The 23,256-nt window shown below is 68.1% G+C and carries 20 protein-coding genes; 19 read left to right on the top strand and 1 reads right to left on the bottom strand.

Annotation, left to right across the window (positions count from 1 at the left end):
- The first annotated feature begins 2 nt into the window (after window positions 1-2).
- The 19 genes from QF206_RS04605 (at window position 3) to QF206_RS04515 (ending at window position 22,542) form a co-directional block, all read left to right on the top strand.
- Window positions 3-1,547 carry a Mur ligase family protein gene (locus QF206_RS04605; protein ID WP_281487996.1) on the top strand — a complete coding sequence of 515 codons (1,545 nt, stop codon included), beginning with the start codon at window positions 3-5 and terminating at the stop codon, window positions 1,545-1,547.
- Window positions 1,544-3,034: a UDP-N-acetylmuramoyl-tripeptide--D-alanyl-D-alanine ligase gene (locus QF206_RS04600; protein ID WP_281487995.1), complete on the top strand. Its 1,491-nt coding sequence runs from the start codon at window positions 1,544-1,546 to the stop codon at window positions 3,032-3,034. Before QF206_RS04605 ends, QF206_RS04600 begins: the two co-directional genes overlap by 4 nt.
- Window positions 3,031-4,131 carry a phospho-N-acetylmuramoyl-pentapeptide-transferase gene (gene mraY, locus QF206_RS04595; protein ID WP_281487994.1) on the top strand — a complete coding sequence of 367 codons (1,101 nt, stop codon included), beginning with the start codon at window positions 3,031-3,033 and terminating at the stop codon, window positions 4,129-4,131. Before QF206_RS04600 ends, mraY begins: the two co-directional genes overlap by 4 nt.
- Complete coding sequence (gene murD / locus QF206_RS04590; RefSeq protein WP_281487993.1) at window positions 4,128-5,678, top strand: UDP-N-acetylmuramoyl-L-alanine--D-glutamate ligase; 1,551 nt, start codon at window positions 4,128-4,130, stop codon at window positions 5,676-5,678. The genes mraY and murD overlap by 4 nt, the downstream gene beginning before the upstream one ends.
- Window positions 5,638-6,888, top strand: a complete 1,251-nt coding sequence (gene ftsW, locus QF206_RS04585) for a putative lipid II flippase FtsW (RefSeq protein WP_281487992.1) — start codon at window positions 5,638-5,640, stop codon at window positions 6,886-6,888. The genes murD and ftsW overlap by 41 nt, the downstream gene beginning before the upstream one ends.
- A complete protein-coding gene (gene murG / locus QF206_RS04580; protein WP_281487991.1) occupies window positions 6,885-7,976 on the top strand; it encodes an undecaprenyldiphospho-muramoylpentapeptide beta-N-acetylglucosaminyltransferase in 1,092 nt (363 codons plus the stop codon). Before ftsW ends, murG begins: the two co-directional genes overlap by 4 nt.
- Window positions 7,977-7,986: 10 nt before the next feature.
- Window positions 7,987-9,405, top strand: coding sequence for a UDP-N-acetylmuramate--L-alanine ligase (murC, locus tag QF206_RS04575; RefSeq protein WP_281487990.1), 1,419 nt, complete (start codon window positions 7,987-7,989; stop codon window positions 9,403-9,405).
- A gap of 130 nt (window positions 9,406-9,535) precedes the next feature.
- Complete coding sequence (locus QF206_RS04570) at window positions 9,536-10,768, top strand: cell division protein FtsQ/DivIB (protein WP_281487989.1); 1,233 nt, start codon at window positions 9,536-9,538, stop codon at window positions 10,766-10,768.
- A gap of 146 nt (window positions 10,769-10,914) precedes the next feature.
- Complete coding sequence (gene ftsZ / locus QF206_RS04565) at window positions 10,915-12,150, top strand: cell division protein FtsZ (RefSeq protein WP_281487988.1); 1,236 nt, start codon at window positions 10,915-10,917, stop codon at window positions 12,148-12,150.
- A 9-nt stretch (window positions 12,151-12,159) separates the two neighbouring features.
- Window positions 12,160-12,834, top strand: a complete 675-nt coding sequence (locus tag QF206_RS04560; RefSeq protein ID WP_281487987.1) for a YggS family pyridoxal phosphate-dependent enzyme — start codon at window positions 12,160-12,162, stop codon at window positions 12,832-12,834.
- A 31-nt stretch (window positions 12,835-12,865) separates the two neighbouring features.
- Window positions 12,866-13,372 (top strand): cell division protein SepF, encoded by a 507-nt coding sequence (locus QF206_RS04555; RefSeq protein WP_281487986.1) that lies wholly within the window; start codon window positions 12,866-12,868, stop codon window positions 13,370-13,372.
- Window positions 13,373-13,381: 9 nt separating this feature from the next.
- A complete protein-coding gene (locus QF206_RS04550; protein ID WP_281487985.1) occupies window positions 13,382-13,675 on the top strand; it encodes a YggT family protein in 294 nt (97 codons plus the stop codon).
- A 160-nt stretch (window positions 13,676-13,835) separates the two neighbouring features.
- Window positions 13,836-14,492 carry a DivIVA domain-containing protein gene (locus tag QF206_RS04545; RefSeq protein ID WP_281487984.1) on the top strand — a complete coding sequence of 219 codons (657 nt, stop codon included), beginning with the start codon at window positions 13,836-13,838 and terminating at the stop codon, window positions 14,490-14,492.
- The gene (gene lspA / locus QF206_RS04540; protein ID WP_281487983.1) at window positions 14,476-15,078 is read left to right on the top strand and encodes a signal peptidase II; all 603 of its coding nucleotides are present in this window, start codon (window positions 14,476-14,478) and stop codon (window positions 15,076-15,078) included. Before QF206_RS04545 ends, lspA begins: the two co-directional genes overlap by 17 nt.
- Before the next feature lie 51 nt (window positions 15,079-15,129).
- Window positions 15,130-16,050, top strand: coding sequence for an RluA family pseudouridine synthase (locus tag QF206_RS04535; RefSeq protein ID WP_281487982.1), 921 nt, complete (start codon window positions 15,130-15,132; stop codon window positions 16,048-16,050).
- Between the two features lie 117 nt (window positions 16,051-16,167).
- Window positions 16,168-19,629: a DNA polymerase III subunit alpha gene (dnaE, locus tag QF206_RS04530; protein WP_422785355.1), complete on the top strand. Its 3,462-nt coding sequence runs from the start codon at window positions 16,168-16,170 to the stop codon at window positions 19,627-19,629.
- A gap of 22 nt (window positions 19,630-19,651) precedes the next feature.
- Entirely contained in the window at window positions 19,652-20,959 is a 1,308-nt protein-coding gene (gene hisD / locus QF206_RS04525) for a histidinol dehydrogenase (protein ID WP_281487980.1), read from the top strand.
- Between the two features lie 29 nt (window positions 20,960-20,988).
- A complete protein-coding gene (gene nrdR, locus QF206_RS04520; RefSeq protein ID WP_281487979.1) occupies window positions 20,989-21,510 on the top strand; it encodes a transcriptional regulator NrdR in 522 nt (173 codons plus the stop codon).
- A 3-nt stretch (window positions 21,511-21,513) separates the two neighbouring features.
- Entirely contained in the window at window positions 21,514-22,542 is a 1,029-nt protein-coding gene (locus QF206_RS04515) for a quinone-dependent dihydroorotate dehydrogenase (RefSeq protein ID WP_281487978.1), read from the top strand.
- A 100-nt stretch (window positions 22,543-22,642) separates the two neighbouring features.
- On the opposite strand, the gene QF206_RS04510 is transcribed toward QF206_RS04515, so the two are convergent.
- Window positions 22,643-23,227, bottom strand: a complete 585-nt coding sequence (locus QF206_RS04510) for a DUF3043 domain-containing protein (protein WP_281487977.1) — start codon at window positions 23,225-23,227, stop codon at window positions 22,643-22,645.
- Window positions 23,228-23,256 lie beyond the last annotated feature (29 nt).

The raw sequence follows: 23,256 nt of genomic DNA, 5'->3' as shown, positions 1-23,256 counted from the left end.
ACGTGACCTCACGGATACCACCGGTCTTGCGACCGGAGCATCCTTCATCCTGTTCTCTCTCTCAACTCGTCATCGAGTTCGGTCTCGAGCACCGGGGTTCGCTCGCCGGCCTCGAGGTGACCGGTGTCACGCTGAGCACCGACGATCTGCAGCCCGGCGACCTCTACGTCGGCGTGCAGGGCGCGCACGCGCACGGCGCGTCCTTCGCCGAGAAGGCTCGGGATGGGGGAGCGGTCGCCATCCTGACCGATGAGCGCGGAGCGGAACTCGCCGCGGGCAGCGGGCTGCCGATCATCCTGGTCGACTCGCCTCGCGCGGCACTCGGTGCCGTCTCGGCGTGGGTGTATCGAACGGCCGAGAACCCGCCGCTGCTCTTCGGCACCACGGGGACGAACGGCAAGACCTCCGTCTCATACCTGCTCGAGGCGATCCTGAAGCAGCTCGGGCTGATCACGGGGCTGAGCTCCACCGCAGAGCGCCACATCGGCGAGACGACCGTCGTGAGCCGGCTGACCACGCCCGAGGCGAGCGAGATGCACGCGCTGCTGGCACGGATGCGCGAGCACGAGGTGCGCGCCGTGGCCATCGAGGTCAGCGCACAGGCCCTCAGCCGGCACAGGGTCGAAGGCATCGTGTTCGACGTCGTCGGCTTCACCAACCTCAGCCACGACCACCTCGACGACTACGCCGATATGGAGGAGTACTTCGAGGCGAAGCTCGAGCTCTTCACGCCCGAGCACGCGCGCCGCGGGGTGATCTCACTCGACACGCCATGGGGCCGCCGGGTCGTCGAGGGCTCAAGAGTGCCGGTCACGACCATCACCTCGCTGCCTGACACGGATGCCGAGTGGCGTCTGGAACTGCTCGACGAGCGTGCCGAGTACACCGAATTCACGCTCCACGGTCCGGAGGGTCGTTCGCTGACCACACGGGTTCCGCTCATCGGACGCCACATGGCGGCGAACGCGGGCCTGGCCATCGTCATGCTGGTCGAGGGCGGATTCGAGCTCGAGGCGATCGCCCACGTGCTCGACCGCGACGGCGGGATCGTCGCCTACCTGCCCGGTCGCACCGAGCGTGTCTCGGGCGATCGCGGCCCGACCGTCTACGTCGATTTCGGGCACAGCGCTGACGCGTTCGAGAACACGCTCTCCTCCGTTCGCCGGTTCACCACCGGCCGCACGATCATGGTCTTCGGAGCCGACGGCGACCGCGACCCGAGCAAGCGACTCGAGATGGGACGCGTCGCGGCGGAAGGCTGCGACATCCTGGTGATCACCGACCACCACCCGCGATTCGAGGACCCGGCCTCGATCCGGGCGACGCTCATCGAGGGTGCGCGCATGGCGGAGAACCGGCCGGAGATCCACGAGGTCAGCCCCCCGGAGCAGGCCATCAGGGTCGCCGTGTCGCTCGCTCGCGAGGGAGACTCCATCCTCTGGGCCGGACCCGGCCACCAGGACTACCGCGACATCCGCGGCGTGCGGACCCCGTACTCCGCGCGCGATGAGGCTCGTCGCGCCCTCGCCGAGGCGGGTTGGGCGTGATCGCGCTCACCCTGCACGAACTCGCCGCCGCCATGAGCGGCCGCATCGTGCTCCCCAAGGGAGCAGAACGATCGTCGGTGCTGCACGCCGCTGCGCATGCGGCCGCGACCGAGACTCACCGTGACGAGGCCCACGCGCTCGTTTTCGACGGCTCGGTCGAGACCGACTCACGCCTCGTCGGCCGCGGCTCGATCTTCTTCGCGCTGCCCGGCGAGACCACCGACGGTCACCGCTTCATCGAGCAATCGGTGGATGCTGGGGCCGCATTGGTCGTGGTCGAGCGGGAGCAGGAGCACCTGGAAGTGCCACAGATCGTCGTCGCTGACGGCGTGGTGGCACTCGCTGCGCTGGCGTCGGCCGTGGTCCGCAGGGTGCGCGCCGAGGGCCGGCTGAGCGTCATCGGGATCACGGGCTCGAACGGCAAGACGTCGACCAAGAACATGTTGCGCGCGATCCTCTCCGCAGAGGCGCCCACGGTCGCGCCCGAGGGGTCGTTCAACAACCACGTCGGTGCACCGATCTCCATGCTGCGCATCGACCATGGCACTCGCTACCTCATCGTCGAGATGGGCGCGAGCGGCGCGGGCGAGATCGCGAGGCTCGCGGCGATCGCAGAGCCGGATGTCGGCGTGGTCCTGAAGGTCGGACTCGCACACGCCGGCGAGTTCGGCGGCATCGAGGCGACCCAGCGTGCGAAGCAGGAACTCGTCGAGGCGCTCGGCGAGGACGGAGTCGCGGTGCTCAACGCCGACGACGGTCGAGTCGCGCAGATGGCCGACCATACGCGCGCTCGGGTCGTCTGGTTCGGGCACAGCGCGACGGACGGTCTGACCGCCCGCGACGTCGAGACGTCGGCCGCCGGAACCGGTTTCACCCTGCGGGGCGTCGGCTCCGCAGCCGATGCCGGTGAGCACCACGTGCAGCTCCGCATCATCGGTGAGCACCACGTCATGAACGCTCTGGCCGCGTTGACCGCCGTCCGAGAGCTCGGGGTGCCGCTCGATCGAGCGATCGAAGCGCTCGAAGGGATGCCGCGGGCCGAGCAGTGGCGGATGGAGCTGCTGCCCGAGCGCAACGGCGTGACCGTCATCAACGACGCCTACAACGCCAGCCCCGATTCGACCGCCGCCGCGCTCAAGACGCTCGCGCAATTGACCGCTGACGGTGCGGGACGCTCGGTCGCGGTGCTCGGTGAGATGGCCGAGCTCGGCGAGTTCGCCGACGAGGAGCACGACCGCATCGGGCGGCTCGTGGTGAGACTGAACATCAAGCAGCTCGTGGTGGTCGGCCAGGCAGCACGGCACATCCACAACGCGGCGGGCCTCGAGGGGTCGTGGAGCGGGGAGTCGATCCTCGTCGACACCATCGACGAGGCCGAACGGGTGCTGGAGACCATGCTGCGGCCAGGAGACGTCGTGCTCGTGAAATCGTCGAAATCTGCCGGGCTCCGGTTCCTCGGCGACCGGATCGCGGGAGTCGAGCGATGATCGCACTACTGCTCGCGGCCGCGTTCGCGCTGACGTTCTCGCTCTTCATGACGCCGCTGTTCGTGCGCCTCTTCCACCGCCTGGAGTGGGGCCAGTTCATCCGCGACGACGGACCGCAGAGCCACCACACGAAGCGCGGAACGCCCACCATGGGCGGCATCGTGTTCATCCTGGGCGCGGTGCTCGGCTATGTGTTCGGGCACGCGTTCGCGCCGAGCGTCCCTTACACGTCGAGCGGCTGGCTCGTCGTGCTGCTGATGGTCGGCCTCGCCATCGTAGGGTTCATCGACGACTTCATGAAGGTGCGCAATCAGCGCAGTCTCGGGCTCACCGGGTGGGCGAAGGTCGCCGGACAGGTCATCGTCGCGGTCGTGTTCGCGGTGCTGGCGCTCCAGTTCACGAACGAGCACGGACTCGCACCTGCCTCAACCGCGGTGTCGCTCGTGCGCGACATCGAATGGCTGGACTTCGCGTTCTTCGGCACCGTCATCGGCGGCATCCTGTTCGCCATCTGGGTGATCGTCATCGTCGTCAGCACCTCGAACGGCGTCAACGTCGCCGACGGCCTCGACGGACTTGCGACCGGTGCGTCGATCCTCGCGATCGGCTCGTTCGTCTTCATCGCCTTCTGGCAGTTCAACCAGGCGTGCCACAACCCCGGTCTCGACCCGACAGTCGCCTACAAGTGCTACGAGGTGCGTGATCCTCTCGATCTCGCGGTGATCGCCGCCGCCATCGCGGGGAGCCTCATCGGCTTCCTCTGGTGGAACACGTCTCCGGCTCAGATCTTCATGGGCGACACCGGGTCGCTCGGCCTGGGCGGCGCGTTGGCGGCGCTGGCGATCCTCACCCGCACGGAGCTCCTGCTGGTGCTCATCGGCGGACTGTTCCTCATCGTGACCGGATCGGTCATCGTGCAGCGCGTGTACTTCAAGCTCACCAAGGGCAAGCGCATCTTCCTGATGAGCCCGCTGCACCACCACTTCGAGCTCAAGGGCTGGGCCGAGGTGACGGTGGTCGTGCGCTTCTGGATCATCGCGGGCCTGTGCGTCGCAGCCGGTGTGGGCCTGTTCTACCTGGAGTGGGCGAACCGGTGACCGAGCTCGACGACGGCGCCCGCGAGCCCCGCGACCTGAGCTCGCTCACCAGCTGGCACGCCGATTGGCGAGGCCTCCGGGTCGCGGTCTACGGGCTCGGTGTGACTGGATTCGCCGTGGCGGACACCCTCACAGAGCTCGGCGCTGACGTGCTGGTGCTGGCGGAGCGGGCGTCGGACGACCACCGTCGGCTCCTCGATGTGATCGGTGCGCGACTCTTCGAAGGTGCGCTCTCGGCCCCACCGGCGGCCCTTGTCGACTTCGATCCCGAGTTGGTCGTCGTCTCACCCGGATTCCATCCCGATCACCCCCTGCTCGAATGGGCGGAAGCACAGCGCATCGCGATCTGGGGCGATATCGAACTCGCATGGCGCCTGCGCGACAAGAGCGGCATCGCGGCCGAATGGCTCTGCGTCACAGGCACCAACGGCAAGACCACCACCACGCAATTGACCGCGACCATGGTGCAGCAGTCGGGGCGCCGCGTCGCCCCGGCGGGGAACATCGGCATCCCGGTGCTCGACGCCATCCGCGATCCGCAGGGATTCGATGTGCTCGTCGTCGAGCTGTCGAGCTATCAACTGCACTGGATCAACCGCAACCCAGGCGGTGAGCTCTCTCCGTGGTCGAGCGTGTGCTTGAACATCGCAGACGACCACTACGACTGGCACGGCTCCGCCGAAGCGTATCGTGACGCCAAGGCGAAGGTCTACGACAACACGAAGGTGGCCTGCGTCTACAACAAGGCCGACGTCGCGACGCTTCGCATGGTGGAGAACGCGGATGTCGTCGAAGGCGCGCGTGCCATCGGCTTCGACCTCGGCGCGCCCGGGCCGAGCGATTTCGGTGTGGTCGACGGCATCCTCGTCGATCGCGCGTTCCTCGAGGAACGCCGCACGTCCGCGCTCGAATTGACGACGGTGGGGGAGTTGCAGGCGCTCGGTCTCGGCGCGCCTCATACGGTCGCCAATGTGCTCGCGGCATCAGCGCTTGCTCGATCGGTCGGCGTGACGCCGGCCGAGATCCGCGACGCGCTGAGACGGTTCAAGGTCGACCATCACCGCACCGAGGTCATTGCGGTCGCTGATGAACTGCGCTGGGTCGACGACTCGAAAGCGACGAACCCCCATGCGGCGGATGCGTCGCTGAGCGCGTACCCGTCGGTCGTCTGGGTCGTCGGCGGGCTGTTGAAGGGCGTCGACATCGCACCGCTTGTGCAGCGGCACGCGGCACGGCTGACCGCCGCCATCGTGATCGGCGTCGACCGAGCGGCCGTGGTCGAGGCGTTCGGGCGACACGCGCCGGCGCTCCCGGTCTACGAAGTGGATGAGCCGGAGACTGAACAGGTCATGCGGCACGTCGTGGAGTTCGCAGCGGCCGCCGCCCGACCGGGCGACACTGTGCTGCTCGCTCCCGCCGCCGCATCGATGGACCAGTTCACCGACTACATGGACCGCGGTCGGCGCTTCGCCGAAGCGGTCCGCCGCCATCTGGAAGGGGGCTCGGATGACAACCTCGGCCGAACAGCCCCGCACCCGGAGCACTGAGCCCGAGCAGTCGAGGGGGCGCGGGAGCGAGCCACGCACCGCCGTGGTCGCGATCAAGCGGATCTTCGCCGCCGAAGGCGCGAACTACTTCCTGCTGCTCGGCACCACGATCTTCCTGGTCGTTCTGGGCCTGGTCATGGTGCTCTCATCGTCTGCCGTCGAGTCGTTGCGAGACGGCGGCGGCGGGTTCAGCGGCTTCACCAATCAGGGCCTCTACGCCCTCATCGGCGTGCCGCTGATGCTCGTGGTCTCACGCCTGCCGGTGTCGTTCTTCAAGCGATGGGCACCGATCGGGATCGCCGTCGGCATCGTGCTTCAACTGCTGGTGTTCACGCCCCTCGGCTGGGGCTATGGCGGCAACAGGAACTGGCTGAGCCTCGCCGGGTTCTCGATGCAGCCCTCCGAGCTCGTCAAGCTTGCGCTCTGCCTCTGGCTCGCCTGGGTGCTCTCGGCGAAGCCCGAGCGGCTGCACGACTGGCGGCAGCTGCTCAAAGTCGTGGCCCCGGTGGCGGCGGCGTCGATCGGCCTGGTGCTCGTGGGCAACGACCTCGGCACGGCGGTGATCATGCTCGCCATCGTGTTCGGCAGTTTGTTCTTCGCCGGCGTGCGGCTGCGCTTCTTGGTGGTCCCGGGCATCCTCATCGGAATGTTCGGCGTGCTGTTCGCGCAGCTCAGCGCCTCGCGCCGCGCGCGTATCGAAGCATGGCTCAGCGGCTGCGAGACCGACTATCTCGACACGTGCTGGCAGGTGCAGCACGGCACGTGGGCGCTCGCCTCCGGTGGTGTGTTCGGTGTCGGTCTCGGAAACTCGCGCACGAAATGGTCATGGCTGCCCGAAGCCGAGAACGACTTCATCTTCGCCATCATCGGGGAGGAGCTCGGCCTGCTCGGGGCCGCTGTGGTGCTCCTGCTCTTCGTGGTGCTCGCCATCGCCTTCGTCCGCATCATCCGCCAGCAGCGCGACCCCTTCTCCCGCATCGTCGCCAGCGGGATCATGGTGTGGGTGATCTCGCAGGCCTTCGTCAACATCGCCGTCGTGCTCGGCATCCTGCCCGTGCTGGGGGTGCCGTTGCCGCTCATCTCGGCCGGGGGTTCCGCGCTCATCACGACGCTCCTCGGCATCGGTGTGGCCCTCGCTCTCGCGCGCAATCGCGCCATGCCCACCGGAGCCGTGGGCGCACCCGCCTCGGAACGGGGCGGCGCTGCATGACCACCTACCTGCTTGCCGGAGGCGGGACCGCCGGCCACGTGAATCCGCTGCTCGCCGTCGCCGACCGGCTGCGCGAGCGCGAACCCGACGCGGAGATCCTCGTGCTCGGCACCGCGGAGGGGCTCGAGGCGCGTCTCGTGCCGGCGCGCGGCTACGAACTGCTCACAATTCCCAAGCTGCCGCTTCCCCGCCGGCCGAATCGGGCCGCGCTCGGGTTCCCGAAGCGGCTACTCGCGACCGTCGAGCAAACCCGGCGGATCATCCGCGAGCGCCAGGTCGACATCGTGGTCGGTTTCGGCGGGTACGTCTGCCCGCCCGCGTACCTGGCTGCGCGGCGCGAGAGGATCCCGATCGCCATCCACGAGGCGAACGCGAAACCCGGCATCGCCAATCGCCTCGGCAGCCTGCTCACGAAGCATGTCGGCGTCACCTTCCAGCACACCAGGCTCCGCCACGGAACGGTGGTCGGGATGCCGCTGCGCAGCGAGATCGAGACGCTCGACGCGCGTGATGCCCGCGGCGAGGCGCTCGCGTTCTTCGGGCTCGACGCCGAACGGCCCACGCTGCTGGTGACGGGTGGTTCGACGGGTGCGCGTCGCATCAACGAGACCGTGCGCGAATCGGTCACGCTGCTGCTGGGAGCCGGATGGCAGGTGCTGCATCTCACCGGCGAGCGCGCCCAGCTCGACGACCCCGGCCTCGACGGGTACCGATTGGTCAAGTACGTCGACCGCATGGAGCTCGCGCTCTCGGCCGCGAGTCTTGCGGTGTCGCGGTCTGGAGCGGCGACCGTCACCGAACTCGGGGCGCTCGGCATCCCTGCCGTCTTCGTTCCCTACCCAGTCGGCAATGGTGAGCAGCGCTACAACGCCCTCGACATGGTCGAGGACGGCGCTGCCCTGCTGGTGCGCGACGAGGAGTTCACTCCGGCATGGGTGCGCGACCACCTGGTGCCGCTGCTGCTCGACCCGGCGCGCGTCGCCGATATGACAGCACGCGCTCACGCCGCCGGTCGACGAGACGGAGCCGACCGGATGGTGGAGCTCATCCGGAACGCCTTGGCCGACCGCCGAGGCCTGAGCGCGTAAGTTAGTGGCGATGATCAAACCCGACCTCTCGCTCGAACTGCCCGAAGACCTCGGCGCCATCCACTTCGCCGGCATCGGCGGCTCAGGCATGAGCGGCATCGCCCGCTTGTTCATGGGTGCCGGTCACCGCGTGACAGGCTCCGACGTGCGCGATAGTCAGGCGATCGCCGAGTTGCGCGCGATGGGCGCCACCATCACGATCGGCCACGATGCGGCCAACGTGGGGGATGCCGACACACTGGTCGTCACCGGGGCCCTCTGGGAGGACAACCCCGAATACCAGTACGCGCTCGCCCACGGCATCCCCGTTCTGCACCGTTCGCAGGCGCTCGCGTGGCTGATCAACAAGCAGCGCCTCGTCGCCGTCGCGGGCGCCCATGGCAAGACGACCTCCACCGGCATGATCGTCACCGCGCTGCTGGCCCTCGGACGGCATCCGAGCTTCGTCAACGGCGGTGTCATCCAGCGTCTGGGCGTGAGTGCCGCGTTCGGAACCGACGAGCTCTTCATCGCGGAGGCCGATGAGTCCGACGGCTCGTTCCTGCTCTATGACACCGCTGTGGCGTTGATCACCAATGTCGACGCCGATCACCTCGATCACTTCGGCACCCACGAAGCCTTCGACGACGCCTTCGTGCAGTTCGCCGCGGGAGTCGACGAGTTCGTGGCGATCTCCTGCGACGATCCTGGCGCGCTGCGCGTGAGCGAGAAGCTCCGCGCCGAGGCACCTCAGGTTCGGCTGCTGACGTTCGGCGAAGCCGCGAGCGCAGATGTGCGCGTGAGCGACATCGCTGAGCAGGGTCCGGTGTCGTTCACGATCCACTGGCGAGGCTCGGAGTACCCGGTCTCGATGCGCGTGCCCGGGCGCCACAACGCGATCAACGCCGCGGGGGCCTTCACGGTGCTGACGGGGCTCGGCATCCCGCCCCACGAGGCCGCTCGCGGCATCGGCGAGTTCGAGGGCACCGGTCGCAGGTTCGAACTGCACGGCGTCGTGCGCGGTGTGAGTGTCTACGATGACTACGCCCACCACCCGACCGAAGTCGCCGCCGCCTTGCAGACCGCGCGTTCAGTGGTCGGCGACGGCCGGATCATCGCGATTCATCAGCCGCACCTCTACAGCCGCACCCGGATGATGGCCGGCGAGTTCGCCGAGACCTACGAACGGCTCGCCGACCACACGGTGGTACTCGACGTGTTCGGTGCGCGTGAGGACCCGGAGCCCGGGGTGACCGGTGAACTCGTCTCGCGCCGATTCCAAGACCCGGAGAACGTCGACTACCTGCCGGATTGGCAGCAGGCAGCCGATCAGGCAGCGCGCATCGCGCGCGAGGGCGACATCATCATGACCCTCAGTTGTGGCGACGTGTACCGCATCATTCCTCAGGTGCTCGAGTCTCTCGAGCGGGTCGAACCTATCGAGCAGTGATGCAGGGGCCACTCACGCTGCGAGCATCGATGTTGCACCCGTCGCCCCGGGGCGCGTCGGTTCCGAGCGCATCGATGCTCTGCGCAGTCGCGCCTTGCAGCGGCACCGGAGCCCGTCGACGGATGCCCCGGTGAGACGGCCCGAGGGGTTCGACGAGGCACCGCCTCAGCCCGTTCCGCCGCAGGACTCTCCGCACGGGTCAGCTCGCGTGCCGCTGGGGGAGCGGCTGCGCCGGCTGAGATCGACGTCGCGACCGGGCCCAGACAGTCAGCGCGCCGGGTCCGAGGTCGACGGCCTGAGTGCGAACGACGCCGATACCCGAGCCCAAGCCGCGCCCATGGTGCAGCGCGACGCTCCTGCTGCTTCGAGTCGGCGAACGGGCGACCCTTCAGCGGGCTCGAACCTGCCTACCGAACCGATCCCCGTGATCGACCCGGCCGCGCAGCCCGCTGCGGCAAGCGCCGGGCGTACGGCTGAGGCGCAGTCCGCGGGCGCCGATGCTCGCGAGCATGCTGAGGCGCCACCCACAGCAGCCGAGCCCGCGGCCGGCTCGCGGCAGCATCCCCTCGCCCCAGGCGAGCGAGCGGAGCGCCGTGCGGCCCGGGCGCTCCGCCGCGCCGAGAGGGCGCGGCGACGCTACGAGCGCGCGGAGGTCCGGCGCTTCACTCGCCGCTCTCGGCGGCGTCGAATCGTCGGGATCACGGTCGGTGGAGTGTTCGCTGCGCTCGTGGGCGCCGTCGCCCTCGCCGTGTTCTCGCCCCTGTTCGCGTTGAAGACCATCACGATCGAGGGAACGCAGCGCATCGACCAAGCCGCCCTGCACGACGCACTCGAACCGCACCTCGGCACCCCGCTCGCGATGCTCGACCACAGCACTCTGCGCGACGACCTCAGCGCCTTCCCGCTCATCCGCTCATTCGTCACAGAGACCTTGCCCCCCGACACGCTCGTGGTGCGCATCGTCGAGCGGGAGCCGATCGCCGCGATCGCCACGGCCGATGGCTTCCAACTCGTCGACCCCGCAGGGGTGGGCGTGCTCTCGAGCGAGGCGCCGGTCGAAGGGATGCCGGTCGTCGACCTGCGAGGGCAGAGCACCGACTCCGTGGCGTTCCGCTCGGTGGTCGAAGTGCTGCTCGCGGCGCCGCCGGAGCTCCGCGGGCGCATCGTGGAGGTCGTTGCGGCGAGCAAAGACGACGTGACCCTCGTGCTCGACGGCATCGGCCAGACGGTCGTGTGGGGGAGCGCTGAGGAGTCAGCGCTGAAGGCCCGTGTGCTGGCTCGGCTCATCGCGACCGTGGAGCCGGGGCGTGCGGGCGAATTCGACGTCTCGGCGCCGACGATCGCGATCTTCCGCCCCGCGTAGCGGCGTCCCCAACGATTTCCTTCGCGACACGCGGCACGCCTCGCGGCGCGCAGTCGCCGTGCCGCCTACCTTCGAAATCAGGAAATGCATACTGAGCATAACTTTAGACCTCAAGTAGAGGTTGAAGGTTCCACCGGAGGCCGAACGTGACCACAAACCAGAACTACCTCGCCGTGATCAAGGTGGTCGGCATCGGGGGCGGCGGCGTCAACGCCGTCAACCGGATGATCGAACTCGGGCTTCGCGGAGTCGAATTCATCGCGATCAACACCGATGCCCAGGCGCTCCTCATGAGCGACGCCGACGTCAAGCTGGATGTCGGGCGCGAGATCACCAGAGGACTCGGCGCAGGTGCCGACCCCGAGGTCGGCCGTCGCGCTGCTGAGGACCACGCCGAGGAGATCGAAGAGGCCCTCGCGGGCGCAGACATGGTCTTCGTCACCGCCGGTGAGGGCGGTGGCACCGGTACGGGTGGCGCCCCGGTCGTGGCGCGCATCGCCAAGTCGATCGGCGCGTTGACGATCGGCGTCGTGACCAAGCCGTTCAGCTTCGAGGGCAAGCGCCGCCAGGCGCAGGCCGAGGCGGGCGTCGCCACCCTCAAGAACGAGGTCGACACGCTCATCGTCGTGCCGAACGACCGTCTGCTCGAGATCAGCGACCGCGGCATCAGCATGCTCGAGGCGTTCGCGACGGCAGACCAGGTGCTCCTCGCCGGCGTGCAGGGCATCACCGACCTCATCACCACTCCGGGTCTCATCAACCTCGACTTCGCCGACGTCAAGAGCGTGATGCAGGGTGCCGGTTCGGCACTCATGGGCATCGGGTCGGCGCGAGGTGCCGACCGTGCGATCAAAGCAGCCGAACTCGCCGTGGCATCGCCGCTGCTCGAGGCGAGCATCGATGGCGCCCACGGTGTGCTGCTGTCGATCCAGGGCGGCTCGAATCTCGGGATCTTCGAGATCAATGACGCTGCCCGGCTCGTGCAGGAGGCCGTGCACGCCGAGGCGAACATCATCTTCGGCGCCGTCATCGACGACACGCTCGGCGACGAGGTTCGGGTGACCGTCATCGCCGCCGGCTTCGACGGCGGAGAGCCGTCGCCCAAGGCGAAGGCCGCCAGGCGCTCCAGCTACCTCGAGGCGGGTCAGAGCGGCACCCAGCAGGGCGGCGGCGCACAGGCAGCAGGCGGCTCGGCCGCGCCTCGAGATGCCGCAACCAGTGCACCCTCGGCTCCCGCGGTCGCGGTGCCGTCGGCGGCTCCCGCGGCATCCGCGGCGCAGGGCAGCTCCTGGGGTTCAGAGCCTGAACTGCCGCGCACCCGCAGCTTCGACCGTGACTTCGACGACGACGGTGAGCTCGACGTGCCCGAGTTCCTCAAGTAGGCAGGTCACGTGGTCGACGAGCAGCTCGCTGCGCGCCTCGAACAGGTGCGTGCCGATATCGCCGACGCGGCACGAGCGGCGGGGAGGGATGCTGCGGAACTCACGACGATCGTCGTGACGAAGTTCCACCCGGCATCCCTGATCCGCGACCTCGTGGCACTCGGCGTGCGCGACTTCGGTGAGAACCGGCATCAGGAGGCGCAGGCGAAGGCCGCGGAGCTCCACGACCTCGACCTCCGGTGGCACTTCGTGGGGCAGCTCCAGACGAAGAAGGCCCGCCAAGTGCGACGCTATGCCGACGTCATCCACTCGATCGACCGTGATGCCCTGGTCGATGCGTTGGCCGAGGGCGACCGCGTTCAGTGCTTCGTGCAACTGAACCTCACCGACGACCCCGCTCGCGGTGGCGTGGCAGACGCCGAGCTCGAGGCGCTGGTCGAGCGCGTGCTCGCTGCGCCGGCCCTCGACCTGCTCGGTGTCATGGCCGTCGCGCCGCTCGACGAGGATCCCCGTCGGGCATTCGCGCGGGTGAGGGCTGCGTCGGAGCGGGTACGGAGCCTGGCACCGGATGCCGGGGCCATTTCTGCCGGCATGTCGCACGACTTCGCCGAGGCCATCGCCGAGGGTGCGACACACCTGCGCATCGGATCGGCAATCACGGGAAACCGCCCCGAGCGCCTTTAACCTCGAAGCACGGATCCACCACGGAGGAACAATGGCAAACCCGCTGCGCAAGACCATGGTCTACCTGGGCCTCGCCGACGAAGAGTACGACGACGAGCAGCCGCAGCCCGCTCCTGCCGCCGCGTCGCAGGCTTCGACTCCGCAGCCGAGCGCGTCAGCCCCGGCACCTCAGCAGAGCGCTGCTCCCGCGGGCCGGGCACCGGTCACCCCGCTGCGCCGAGCTTCCGCACCACGACCCACCCAGGCGGCAGAGATGAACGAGATCCTCACGGTGCACCCGCGCCAGTACAAAGACGCGCAGGTCATCGCAGAGAACTTCCGTGAGGGCATCCCGGTCATCATCAACCTGTCGCAGATGACCGAGTCGGATGCGCGCCGTCTCGTCGACTTCTCGAGCGGTCTCACGCTCGGGCTGCGCGGCAAGATCGAACGGGTCACTGCCAAGGTGTTCCTGCTGTCGCCCGAGCACATCGCTGTGAGCGGCGAGCAGCCCGAGGCGGACTCGGACGTCGAGGCCTCGTTCTTCTCGCACCAGTAGTCTGGTGCGGTGATTGTGTCGATCATCGCGAGCGTTCTCTACTACGTCCTACTGGTCTTCCTCCTCGCGATGTGGGCTCGGTTCATCTTCGACTGGGTGCGGGTGCTGTCGCGCAACTGGCGTCCGAAGGGATTCCTGCTCGTGGTCGCCGAGGCGAGCTACACCGTGACCGACCCGCCCATCCGCGCGATCCGCAAGATCATCCCGCCGCTGCGCATCGGTGGGGCCGCGATCGACTTCGGATGGACCATCGTGCTGATCGCCTGCATCATCCTGATGCAGATCATGGTGGCTATCGCGTGACCCCAGACCGAGGGGTTCCGACGCGCCGACACCCGGCGGGAGCGCCTCGAGGGGTCGCGCGCGGGCGCTAGGCTTGTGCGCAGCATCCGCGCATAGGCCGGAAGCCGCTAGCCGTAGCTGGCGATACTGTCTGCGACCAAGACTTGTAAGAGGTGACGGAATGGCGCTCACGCCTGAAGATGTAGTCAACAAGCGGTTCCAACCGACGAAGTTCCGCGAAGGCTACGACCAGGATGAGGTCGATGACTTCCTCGACGAGGTCGTTGTCGAGCTGCGCCGCCTGAACCAGGAGAACGACGAGCTTCGGCAGCGCATCACCGAGCTGCAGGCCGGCGGCGCCGTCGCACCGGTTTCGGTTCCTTCCGCCGCTGAGCCGACTCCCGAACCGGCCGAGCCCGCGCCCGCGACCCCTGTTGCCGGCGACGACATGGCGGGCACGCACAACCTGCTGCAGCTCGCACGCCGTCTCCACGAGGAGCACGTGCGCGAGGGCATCGAGAAGAAGGAAGCCCTCATCGCCGAGGGCCAGGCGACCGCCGACCGTCTCGTGGCCGAGGGCGAGGCGAAGCACCGCCAGCAGCTCGACTCGCTGAACCAGGAGCGCAGCATCCTCGAGCGCCGCCTCGAAGAGCTCCGCAGCTTCGAGCGCGACTACCGCCAGCAGCTGCGCGCCTACATCGAGGGGCAGCTCCAGGAGCTCGACGCAACCAACGGCGCGCCCGCATCGCCTGTCGGGTCCGCTGCCGCACCGAGCGCACCCGTGGGCTCGGCCTCCGCCCCATCGCAGAGCTTCACCGGCTTTGGCGGAGGCGCCTGAGCCCGGGGCGGTCGCGCCGGCGACGAGGCTGAGCGTTCGCTCGCTCGTACTCATCGTCGCCGTCGCCATCGTCGCGTACGCGCTCGACCAGGGCAGCAAGCTCTTCGTCACGAGCTCGCTGCCGCTGGGCGAGGCCGTTCCGGTGCTCGGCGAGGTGCTCGAGTTCAGGTATGTGAAGAATCCGGGCGCCGCGTTCTCGCTCGGCGTGGGCTACACCTGGATCTTCTCGATCGCGGCGGCCGGCGTGGTCGTGTTCGTGCTGCTGTTCGCTCGGAAGATCCGTTCAGCGCGGTGGGCCCTGCTGTTCGGGATGCTGCTCGGCGGCACGCTCGGCAATCTCACCGACCGGCTCTTCCGCGAGCCGAGCTTCGGTCAGGGCCATGTGATCGACTTCATCCAGGTCTGGGGCTTCCCGGCGATCTTCAACGTCGCTGATATCTTCATCGTCTCGAGCATGGTGCTCTTCGTGCTGCTGACCCTGCTCGGAGTGAGCCTCGACGGCCGGCGCCATGCGAGCGAGGCCGTTGCCGGCAGCCCGACCGGGTCGCGCGAACCTGAACCGCCGTCAGGTGCAGAAGACCGCTGAGCGAGCGGTCACGGCATCCGATCATTCATCACCGAACCAGGAGTCGTCACCATGGAAACCCGAAGCCTTCCGGTGCCCGACGGGCTCGAGGGGGAGCGGGTCGACACGGCGCTCGCGCGGCTGCTCGGGTTCTCGCGCAGCTTCGCCGCTGAGGTGGCCGAAGCGGGCGGGGTGACGCTCGACGGCGCGGTGCTGGGGAAGTCCGACCGGCTGCACGCCGGGGCCTGGCTCGAGGTCAGCTGGCGGCCGCGCGAGCAGCCGACGATCGTCCCGACGCTCGTGCCCGAACTCACCGTGGTGCACGATGACGATGACATCGTCGTGATCGACAAGCCGGTCGGCGTGGCGGCCCACCCCGCAGTCGGATGGACCGGCCCGACGGTGCTCGGCGCACTCGCGGGAGCGGGGTTCCGCATCTCGACCTCCGGCGCCGCAGAGCGAGCGGGCATCGTGCACCGCCTCGACGCGGGCACGAGCGGTCTGATGGTCGTGGCCAAGAGCGAGCGCGCGTATACGGCGCTGAAGCGCGCATTCCACGACCGTCAGGTCGACAAGGTGTACCACGCGGTGGTGCAGGGGCACCCCGACCCGCTGCGAGGCACGATCGACGCACCCATCGGCAGGCACCCCTCGTCGAGTTGGAAGTTCGCGGTGGTCGCGGGCGGAAAACCGTCGATCACCCACTACGAGACGATCGAGGCGTTCCCCTCCGCGTCGCTGCTCGAGATCCACCTCGAGACCGGACGCACGCACCAGATCCGCGTGCACATGAGCGCTCAGCGGCACCCCTGCGCGGGCGACGCGATGTACGGCGCCGATCCGACGCTGTCGGCGAGGCTCGGGCTCACACGGCAGTGGCTGCACGCCATGCGACTGGGCTTCAGGCATCCGGGCACGGGCGAACCGGTGGAGTACACGACGCGGTACCCCGACGACCTGCAGCATGCCCTCGATGTCCTCCGTGGCACGTAGGCTGGGAGTCCCTCCCTCGGCCGCGCCCCGACCGTCGATCGAACAGCACCACCCGGAGACGACTTGACCGCTCGCGACGATTCCTTCGTGCACCTGCACGTGCACAGCGAGTACTCGATGCTCGACGGCGCGGCGCATGTGAAGCCTCTGATCGAAGCGGCCGTCGACCAGCGGATGCCGGCGATCGCCGTCACCGACCATGGCAACGTCTTCGGCGCCTACGACTTCTGGAAGACGGCGACGTCTGCCGGTATCAAACCCATCATCGGCACGGAGGCGTATCTCACGCCGGGCACGCACCGCACCGATAAGACGCGCGTGCGCTGGGGCAATGGCGGTGAGGACGACGTCTCTGGCGCCGGTGCCTACACTCACATGACGCTGCTGTCGGAGACGACCGAGGGCATGCACAACCTCTTCCGATTGTCGTCCCTCGCCTCGATCGAGGGCTACTACTTCAAGCCGCGCATGGACCGCGAATTGCTGAGCACCTACGGCAAGGGACTCATCGCGACGACCGGGTGCCCGAGTGGCGAGGTGCAGACGCGCCTCCGTCTCGGACAGTACGAGCAGGCCCGTCAGGCTGCCGCCGACTTCCGTGACATCTTCGGTGCGGAGAACTACTTCGCCGAGGTCATGGACCACGGCCTCGGCATCGAACGCCGCATCATGGATGATCTCTTCCGCCTCGCGAAGGATCTCGGCCTGCCGCTGGTCGCGACCAACGATCTTCACTACACGCACGCTCATGACGCCGCGAGCCACGCGGCGCTCCTCTGCGTGCAGTCGGGTTCGACGCTCGACGACCCCAACCGCTTCAAGTTCGACGCCGACGAGTTCTATCTGAAGTCCGCCTCGCAGATGCGGCACCTCTTCCGCGACCACCCTGAGGCCTGCGACAACACGCTGCTCATCGCCGAGCGCTGCACCGTCGAGTTCAACGAGAGCGCGAACTTCATGCCGCGCTTCCCGGTGCCCGAGGGCGAGACCGAGGAGACCTGGTTCATCAAGGAGGTCGAGAAGGGGCTGCACTACCGCTACCCGGCCGGCATCCCCGATGACGTGCGCAAGCAGGCCGATTACGAGGTCGGCGTCATCGTGCAGATGGGCTTCCCCGGATACTTCCTCGTGGTCGCCGACTTCATCAACTGGGCGAAGAACAACGGCATCCGCGTCGGTCCGGGGCGCGGTTCCGGTGCCGGCTCGATGGCCGCGTACGCCATGCGCATCACCGATCTCGACCCGCTGCGGCACGGTCTGATCTTCGAGCGGTTCCTCAACCCCGATCGTGTTTCGATGCCCGACTTCGATGTCGACTTCGACGACCGTCGTCGTGGCGAGGTCATCAAGTACGTCACCGACAAGTACGGCGACGAGCGCGTCGCGCAGATCGTCACCTACGGCACCATCAAGGCCAAGCAGGCACTGAAAGACGCCTCGCGAGTGCTCGGCTTCCCGTTCGGCATGGGAGAGAAGCTCACCAAGGCCATGCCGCCCGCGGTGATGGGCAAAGACATCCCGCTCACCGGCATCTTCGACCCGGAGCATCCGCGGTACCGCGAAGCGGGCGACATCCGCTCGGTCGTCGAGACCGATCCTGAAGCGAAGACCGTGTTCGACACGGCGCTCGGGCTCGAGAACCTCAAGCGGCAATGGGGAGTGCACGCGGCCGGCGTGATCATGTCGAGCGAGCCGCTGATCGACATCATCCCGATCATGAAGCGCGAGCAAGACGGCCAGATCGTCACGCAGTTCGACTACCCGGCCTGCGAGTCGCTCGGCCTCATCAAGATGGACTTCCTGGGGCTGCGGAACCTCACCATCATCGACGATGCGCTCGACAACATCGAAGCCAACCGCGGGTTCCGCCCCGTGCTCGAAGAGCTCGAACTCGACGACCCAGCCGCCTACGAACTGCTCGCTCGCGGCGACACGCTCGGGGTGTTCCAGCTCGATGGCGGGCCCATGCGCGGCCTGCTGCGGCTCATGAAGCCTGACAACTTCGAAGACATCTCCGCTGTGCTCGCGCTCTACCGGCCCGGTCCGATGGGCGCCGACTCGCACACGAACTACGCGCTGCGCAAGAACGGGCTACAGCCCATCACGCCCATCCACCCCGAGCTCGAAGAACCGCTCGAAGAGATCCTCGGGGGCACCTACGGCCTGATCATCTATCAGGAGCAGGTCATGTCGATCGCGCAGAAGGTGGCCGGGTTCTCGCTCGGCCAAGCCGACATCCTGCGCCGAGCGATGGGCAAGAAGAAGAAGTCGGAGCTCGACAAGCAGTTCGAGGGTTTCAGCGCGGGCATGAAGGAACGCGGCTATTCGGATGCCGCGGTGAAGACCCTGTGGGACATCCTCCTCCCGTTCTCCGACTACGCGTTCAACAAGGCGCACTCGGCGGCATACGGGGTGGTGTCGTATTGGACGGCCTATCTCAAGGCCCACTACCCGGCCGAGTACATGGCCGCACTGCTGACGAGCGTCGGTGATGCGAAGGACAAGCTCGCGATCTACCTCAACGAGTGCCGCCGGATGGGCATCAAGGTGCTGCCGCCCGATGTCAACGAGTCGATCGGCTTCTTCGCCGCCGTGGGCGACGACATCAGGTTCGGTCTGGGCGCGGTGCGGAACGTCGGCTTCAACGTGGTCGAGCTGATCCGCGGGGCCCGCGACGAGAAGGGCCGGTTCTCGTCATTCCACGACTTCCTGGCGAAGATCCCGCTTCAGGCCGCGAACAAGCGCACCGTCGAGTCGCTCATCAAGGCCGGTGCATTCGATTCACTCGGGGCCACTCGCCGCGCGCTGCTCGAGATTCACGAGAGCGCGGTCGAGAGCGCGGTGAAGGTCAAGCGCGACGAGGAGCACGGCAACGTCGGCTTCGACTTCGACTCGCTCTTCGACGAGCCGCAGCAGCACGAGCAGGTGCCCGACCGTCCAGAGTGGTCGAAGCGCGACAAGCTCGCCTTCGAGCGGGAGATGCTCGGTCTCTATGTCAGCGATCATCCCCTCGCAGGTCTCGAGGTGACGCTCGCCAAGCACGCCTCGCACACCATCGCCGACCTCATCGCCGGTGAGACGGTGCGCGAGGGCGAGACCGTGACGATCGCGGGTCTGGTCACGAGCGTGCAGCACCGCGTGGCGCGGTCCTCAGGCAACCAGTACGGAATGGTGCAGGTGGAGGACTTCGGCGGCGAGATCACCGCGATGTTCATGGGCAAGACCTACCAGGAGTTCGCGCCGCTGCTCGAGAACGACAGCATCGTCGTCCTCAGGGCGCGGGTCAATGTGCGCGACGACGGCGTGAACCTGCACGCGGTGAGCATGTTCGTTCCCGACGTGGGGGATGCGCTCGGCTCCGGGCCGCTCACACTGACGGTCCCGGAGCAGTACGCCACCACGACGGTCGTGCACGGTCTGCGCGAGACGCTCGGCCGCCACGCGGGGGAGAACGAGGTGCGCCTGCGAATGGTGAAGGACGACACCGCGCGGCTCTTCGAGTTGCCGTACCAGGTGCAGCTCACGCCCGACCTCTTCGGAGAGTTGAAGAGCCTGCTCGGACCCCACTGTCTCAGCTGAGCGCGGATACGATTGAATCGTCATGATTCAGCGCATCGACCTCCGCGGTCGCACCCTCGACCACGCCGAGCTGCTCGCACTCGTTCCGCGTCCGGATAGCGACGTCAGTTCGGTGGCGCCGCAGGTCGCGGAGCTGATCGCCGACGTGCGTGAGCGCGGCGAGACCGCGCTGCTCGACCAGGCTGAGCGCTTCGATCGTGTGCGACCGGCATCCGTGCGCGTCGACCCTCAAGCGCTCCGTGACGCCGAGGCCGCCCTCGATCCAGCGGTCCGTGAGGCGCTCGAGGGCGCCATCAGCCGCGTGCGACTGGCGACAGCAGCCCAGGTGCCGCCGGCGACCACCACCGAACTCGCACCCGGAGCGGTCATCGAACAGCGCTGGCACCCGGTCTCGCGCGTCGGGCTCTACGTGCCGGGCGGCAAGGCCGTGTATCCGTCAAGCGTCGTCATGAACGTCGTTGCCGCCCAGGTCGCGGGCGTGCGGTCGATCGCGCTCGCGTCGCCTCCGCAGCACGACGCGGGAGCATCGGTGCACCCGACGATCCTCGCAGCGGCCTCGCTGCTGGGTGTCGATGAGGTGTACGCGATGGGCGGCGCCGGCGCCATCGGCGCGCTCGCCTACGGAGTGCCGCAGATCGGGCTCCTGCCCGTCGACGTCGTCACCGGTCCGGGCAATGTGTTCGTCGCAGCGGCGAAGCGGGCCGTGCAGGGCGTCGCGGGTATCGACGCCGAGGCCGGGCCGACCGAGATCCTCATCATCGCCGACGACAGTGCCGATCCCGACTTCATCGCCGCCGACCTCATCAGCCAGGCCGAGCACGATGAACTCGCCTCGTCCGTGCTCGTCACCGACTCGGTGGATCTCGCTGACCGCGTCGAAGCGGCTCTCACCGGTCCTGCCGCGGCGACGCGGCACGCCGAGCGGGTCGGGGTCGCGCTCGCCGGTCGCCAGTCGGCCATCGTCGTCATGGATTCGATCGCGGATGCCGCGGCCTTCAGCAATGCCTACGGCCCTGAGCACCTCGAGCTTCACACCAGTGATGACGACTCCCTGCTCGCGATGATCGACAACGCCGGGGCCATCTTCATGGGCTCCTACTCGCCGGTCAGCCTCGGCGATTACCTTGCCGGTTCGAACCACGTGCTGCCGACCGGCGGCCAGGCTCGATACTCGGCGGGCCTCGGGGCGTACACCTTCCTTCGGCCGCAGCAGATCGTGCGCTACACGCGCGACGGCCTGCGCGAGGTGAGCGAACGCATCGTCGCGCTGAGCGGGGCAGAAGACCTGCCTGCCCACGGCGAGGCCGTGACGGCGCGCTTCAGCAAGTGATTGGTTGCAGCGGAATAGGCTGAAGCACCATGTACTGCCCGTTCTGCCGCCACCCAGACAGCCGCGTGGTCGATTCGCGCACCAGTGACGACGGCTCGTCGATCCGCCGGCGCCGCCAGTGCCCCGAGTGCGGCCGTCGCTTCAGCACGACCGAGACCGCGAGCCTGAGCGTCATCAAGCGCAACGGGGTGATCGAGCCGTTCAGCAGGGAGAAGATCGTCTCGGGCGTGCGCAAGGCGTGCCAGGGCCGACCGGTGACCGACACCGACCTCGCCCTGCTGGCACAGCGGGTCGAGGAGTCGATCAGGCAGGGCGGAGCCTCCCAGGTGGAGGCCAACGACATCGGACTCGCGATCCTGCCTCCGCTGCGCGAGCTCGACGAGGTCGCCTACCTGCGCTTCGCGAGCGTGTATCAGGGCTTCGACTCGCTCGAAGACTTCGAGCAGGCGATCGACGTGCTGCGGAGCGAGCACGCGGCGGCGGCGTCTGCCGACGCGAACGACGAGACCGACTCGACTCCGGTGGCCCGTTCCACCGGTGCGGCGAGCTGACGCATGTACAAGCTGCTCTTCCGCGCGGTCTTGACGCGCCTCGATCCCGAACGCGCCCACCATCTGGCCTTCGCGGTGATCAGGGCGTTGCCTCGTGTCGGCCTGGGTCGTATTGCCGCGCGGGCGTGCGCTCCCGATCCATCGCTCGCGGTGCAGACGCTCGGCCTCCAATTCGCCTCGCCCTTCGGCCTCGCTGCCGGGTTCGACAAGGACGGCAAGGGCATCGCCGGCCTCGGCCAGCTGGGCTTCGGCCACGTCGAGGTCGGCACGATCACCGCCAAGCCGCAGCCAGGCAATGAACGCCCCCGTCTCTTCCGCCTGCTGGCGGATCGAGCACTGATCAATCGCATGGGCTTCAACAACGAGGGCGCGGCGGCGGCGCTTCCGCGGCTTCGGGCTGCAGCATCCTCCCCGAATCGTCCGGTCATCGGTGTGAACATCGGCAAGTCGCGGGTGGTCGACGTCGACGATGCGCTGGACGACTACCTCGAGAGCACCAGGTCACTCGCGCCGGTCGCCGACTACCTCGTCGTCAACGTGAGCTCGCCGAACACGCCGGGCCTGCGCGGCCTGCAGGAGCTCGAGCGTCTCGAACCGCTGCTCACGGGTGTGCGCGATGCGGCCGGAGCGACTCCGGTGCTCGTGAAGATCGCGCCAGACCTCACCGACGAGCAGGCGGAGCGCATCGCCGCGCTCGTCGTCCGGATCGGCCTCGCCGGCATCATCGCGACCAACACCACGCTCTCTCGTGAGGGACTGCGAACGGATGCCGCGACCGTCGCCGCGATCGGGCCCGGCGGAGTCAGCGGCCCGCCGCTCAAGCACCGCTCGCTCGAGCTGTTGCGCCTGCTTCGCTCGCTGGTACCGGCCGAGCTCTGCATCATCTCGGTCGGGGGCGTCGAAACCGCGGAGGATGTGCGTGAGCGATTGAACGCGGGGGCGACACTAGTGCAGGGCTACACCGGGTTCATCTACCGCGGCCCGCTCTGGGCGAGGCAGATCAACCGCGGACTCGTCCGGCGCGCCGCCTGACGGGTCGGCGCTGATGGCGCCTCGATTCAGTCGACGGAGTCGCTGCATCGAGCGCGCGACTCACACCGCGTAGCGACCGCTCGCTGTGGCCAGTGGCCGGTCACTCGGGGTACTGGCCGCGCTTCACCTGGGGCTTGGGCAGGCGCATCACGCGCATCTGCAGTCCGCGCATGGCCGCGTACCAGCGCACACCGCGCTCGAGGCGGTCTGCTCCGAACTTCGCGCTCAGCTTTCGCCGCACCTGCCACCCGAGGAAGATGCTGTCGAGCACGGCCAGGCCGAAGAACACCCACAGGGCGACCATCGAGATCAGCTGGATCATCGGATCCTGCACGAAGGTGATCACCAGCACGATCAGCATGAGGGGGATCAGGAACTCGCCGACGCTGAACCTCGCATCGACGTAGTCGCGCACCCATCGCTTCTGCGGGCCGCGGTCGCGCTCGGGAAGGTAGCGCTCCTCACCGTTGGCCAGACCGATGCGCGCCCGTTCGCGGGCCACGTTGAGCTTCGCCCGGGCCTCGCGCCGCGCCTCTTTGCTCTGATCCGCGACCAGTGGGCGCTTGCGAGCGGCTTCCTGCTGGCGCCGGCTCGGCGTGGGGCGTCCCTTGCCCTCGACGGCCGACGGCTCGTCCGACGGCTTGTCGGCGGGGGAGTGCGAAGCGCGATCAGTTGTCTTAGCCATGAGTCCTCAGAAGTCGGGTCTCCCTAAGA

The organism is Ruicaihuangia caeni (assembly GCF_029952955.1).
In the GTDB taxonomy this organism is placed as follows: domain Bacteria; phylum Actinomycetota; class Actinomycetes; order Actinomycetales; family Microbacteriaceae; genus Ruicaihuangia; species Ruicaihuangia caeni.
The sequence above is the reverse complement of the archived record's forward strand: the minus strand, read 5'-3'. Positions and strand labels throughout refer to the sequence as shown.

What these genes read in the sequence shown, in the direction of transcription:
- mraY (WP_281487994.1), top strand. Translation starts at nt 3,031, where the DNA reads ATGATCGCACTACTGCTCGCGGCCGCGTTCGCGCTGACGTTCTCGCTC.
- ftsW (WP_281487992.1), top strand. Translation starts at nt 5,638, where the DNA reads ATGACAACCTCGGCCGAACAGCCCCGCACCCGGAGCACTGAGCCCGAG.
- murG (WP_281487991.1), top strand. Translation starts at nt 6,885, where the DNA reads ATGACCACCTACCTGCTTGCCGGAGGCGGGACCGCCGGCCACGTGAAT.
- murC (WP_281487990.1), top strand. Translation starts at nt 7,987, where the DNA reads ATGATCAAACCCGACCTCTCGCTCGAACTGCCCGAAGACCTCGGCGCC.
- QF206_RS04555 (WP_281487986.1), top strand. Translation starts at nt 12,866, where the DNA reads ATGGCAAACCCGCTGCGCAAGACCATGGTCTACCTGGGCCTCGCCGAC.
- QF206_RS04545 (WP_281487984.1), top strand. Translation starts at nt 13,836, where the DNA reads ATGGCGCTCACGCCTGAAGATGTAGTCAACAAGCGGTTCCAACCGACG.
- QF206_RS04535 (WP_281487982.1), top strand. Translation starts at nt 15,130, where the DNA reads ATGGAAACCCGAAGCCTTCCGGTGCCCGACGGGCTCGAGGGGGAGCGG.
- dnaE (WP_422785355.1), top strand. Translation starts at nt 16,168, where the DNA reads ATGCTCGACGGCGCGGCGCATGTGAAGCCTCTGATCGAAGCGGCCGTC.
- hisD (WP_281487980.1), top strand. Translation starts at nt 19,652, where the DNA reads ATGATTCAGCGCATCGACCTCCGCGGTCGCACCCTCGACCACGCCGAG.
- nrdR (WP_281487979.1), top strand. Translation starts at nt 20,989, where the DNA reads ATGTACTGCCCGTTCTGCCGCCACCCAGACAGCCGCGTGGTCGATTCG.
- QF206_RS04515 (WP_281487978.1), top strand. Translation starts at nt 21,514, where the DNA reads ATGTACAAGCTGCTCTTCCGCGCGGTCTTGACGCGCCTCGATCCCGAA.
- QF206_RS04510 (WP_281487977.1), bottom strand. Translation starts at nt 23,227, where the DNA reads ATGGCTAAGACAACTGATCGCGCTTCGCACTCCCCCGCCGACAAGCCG.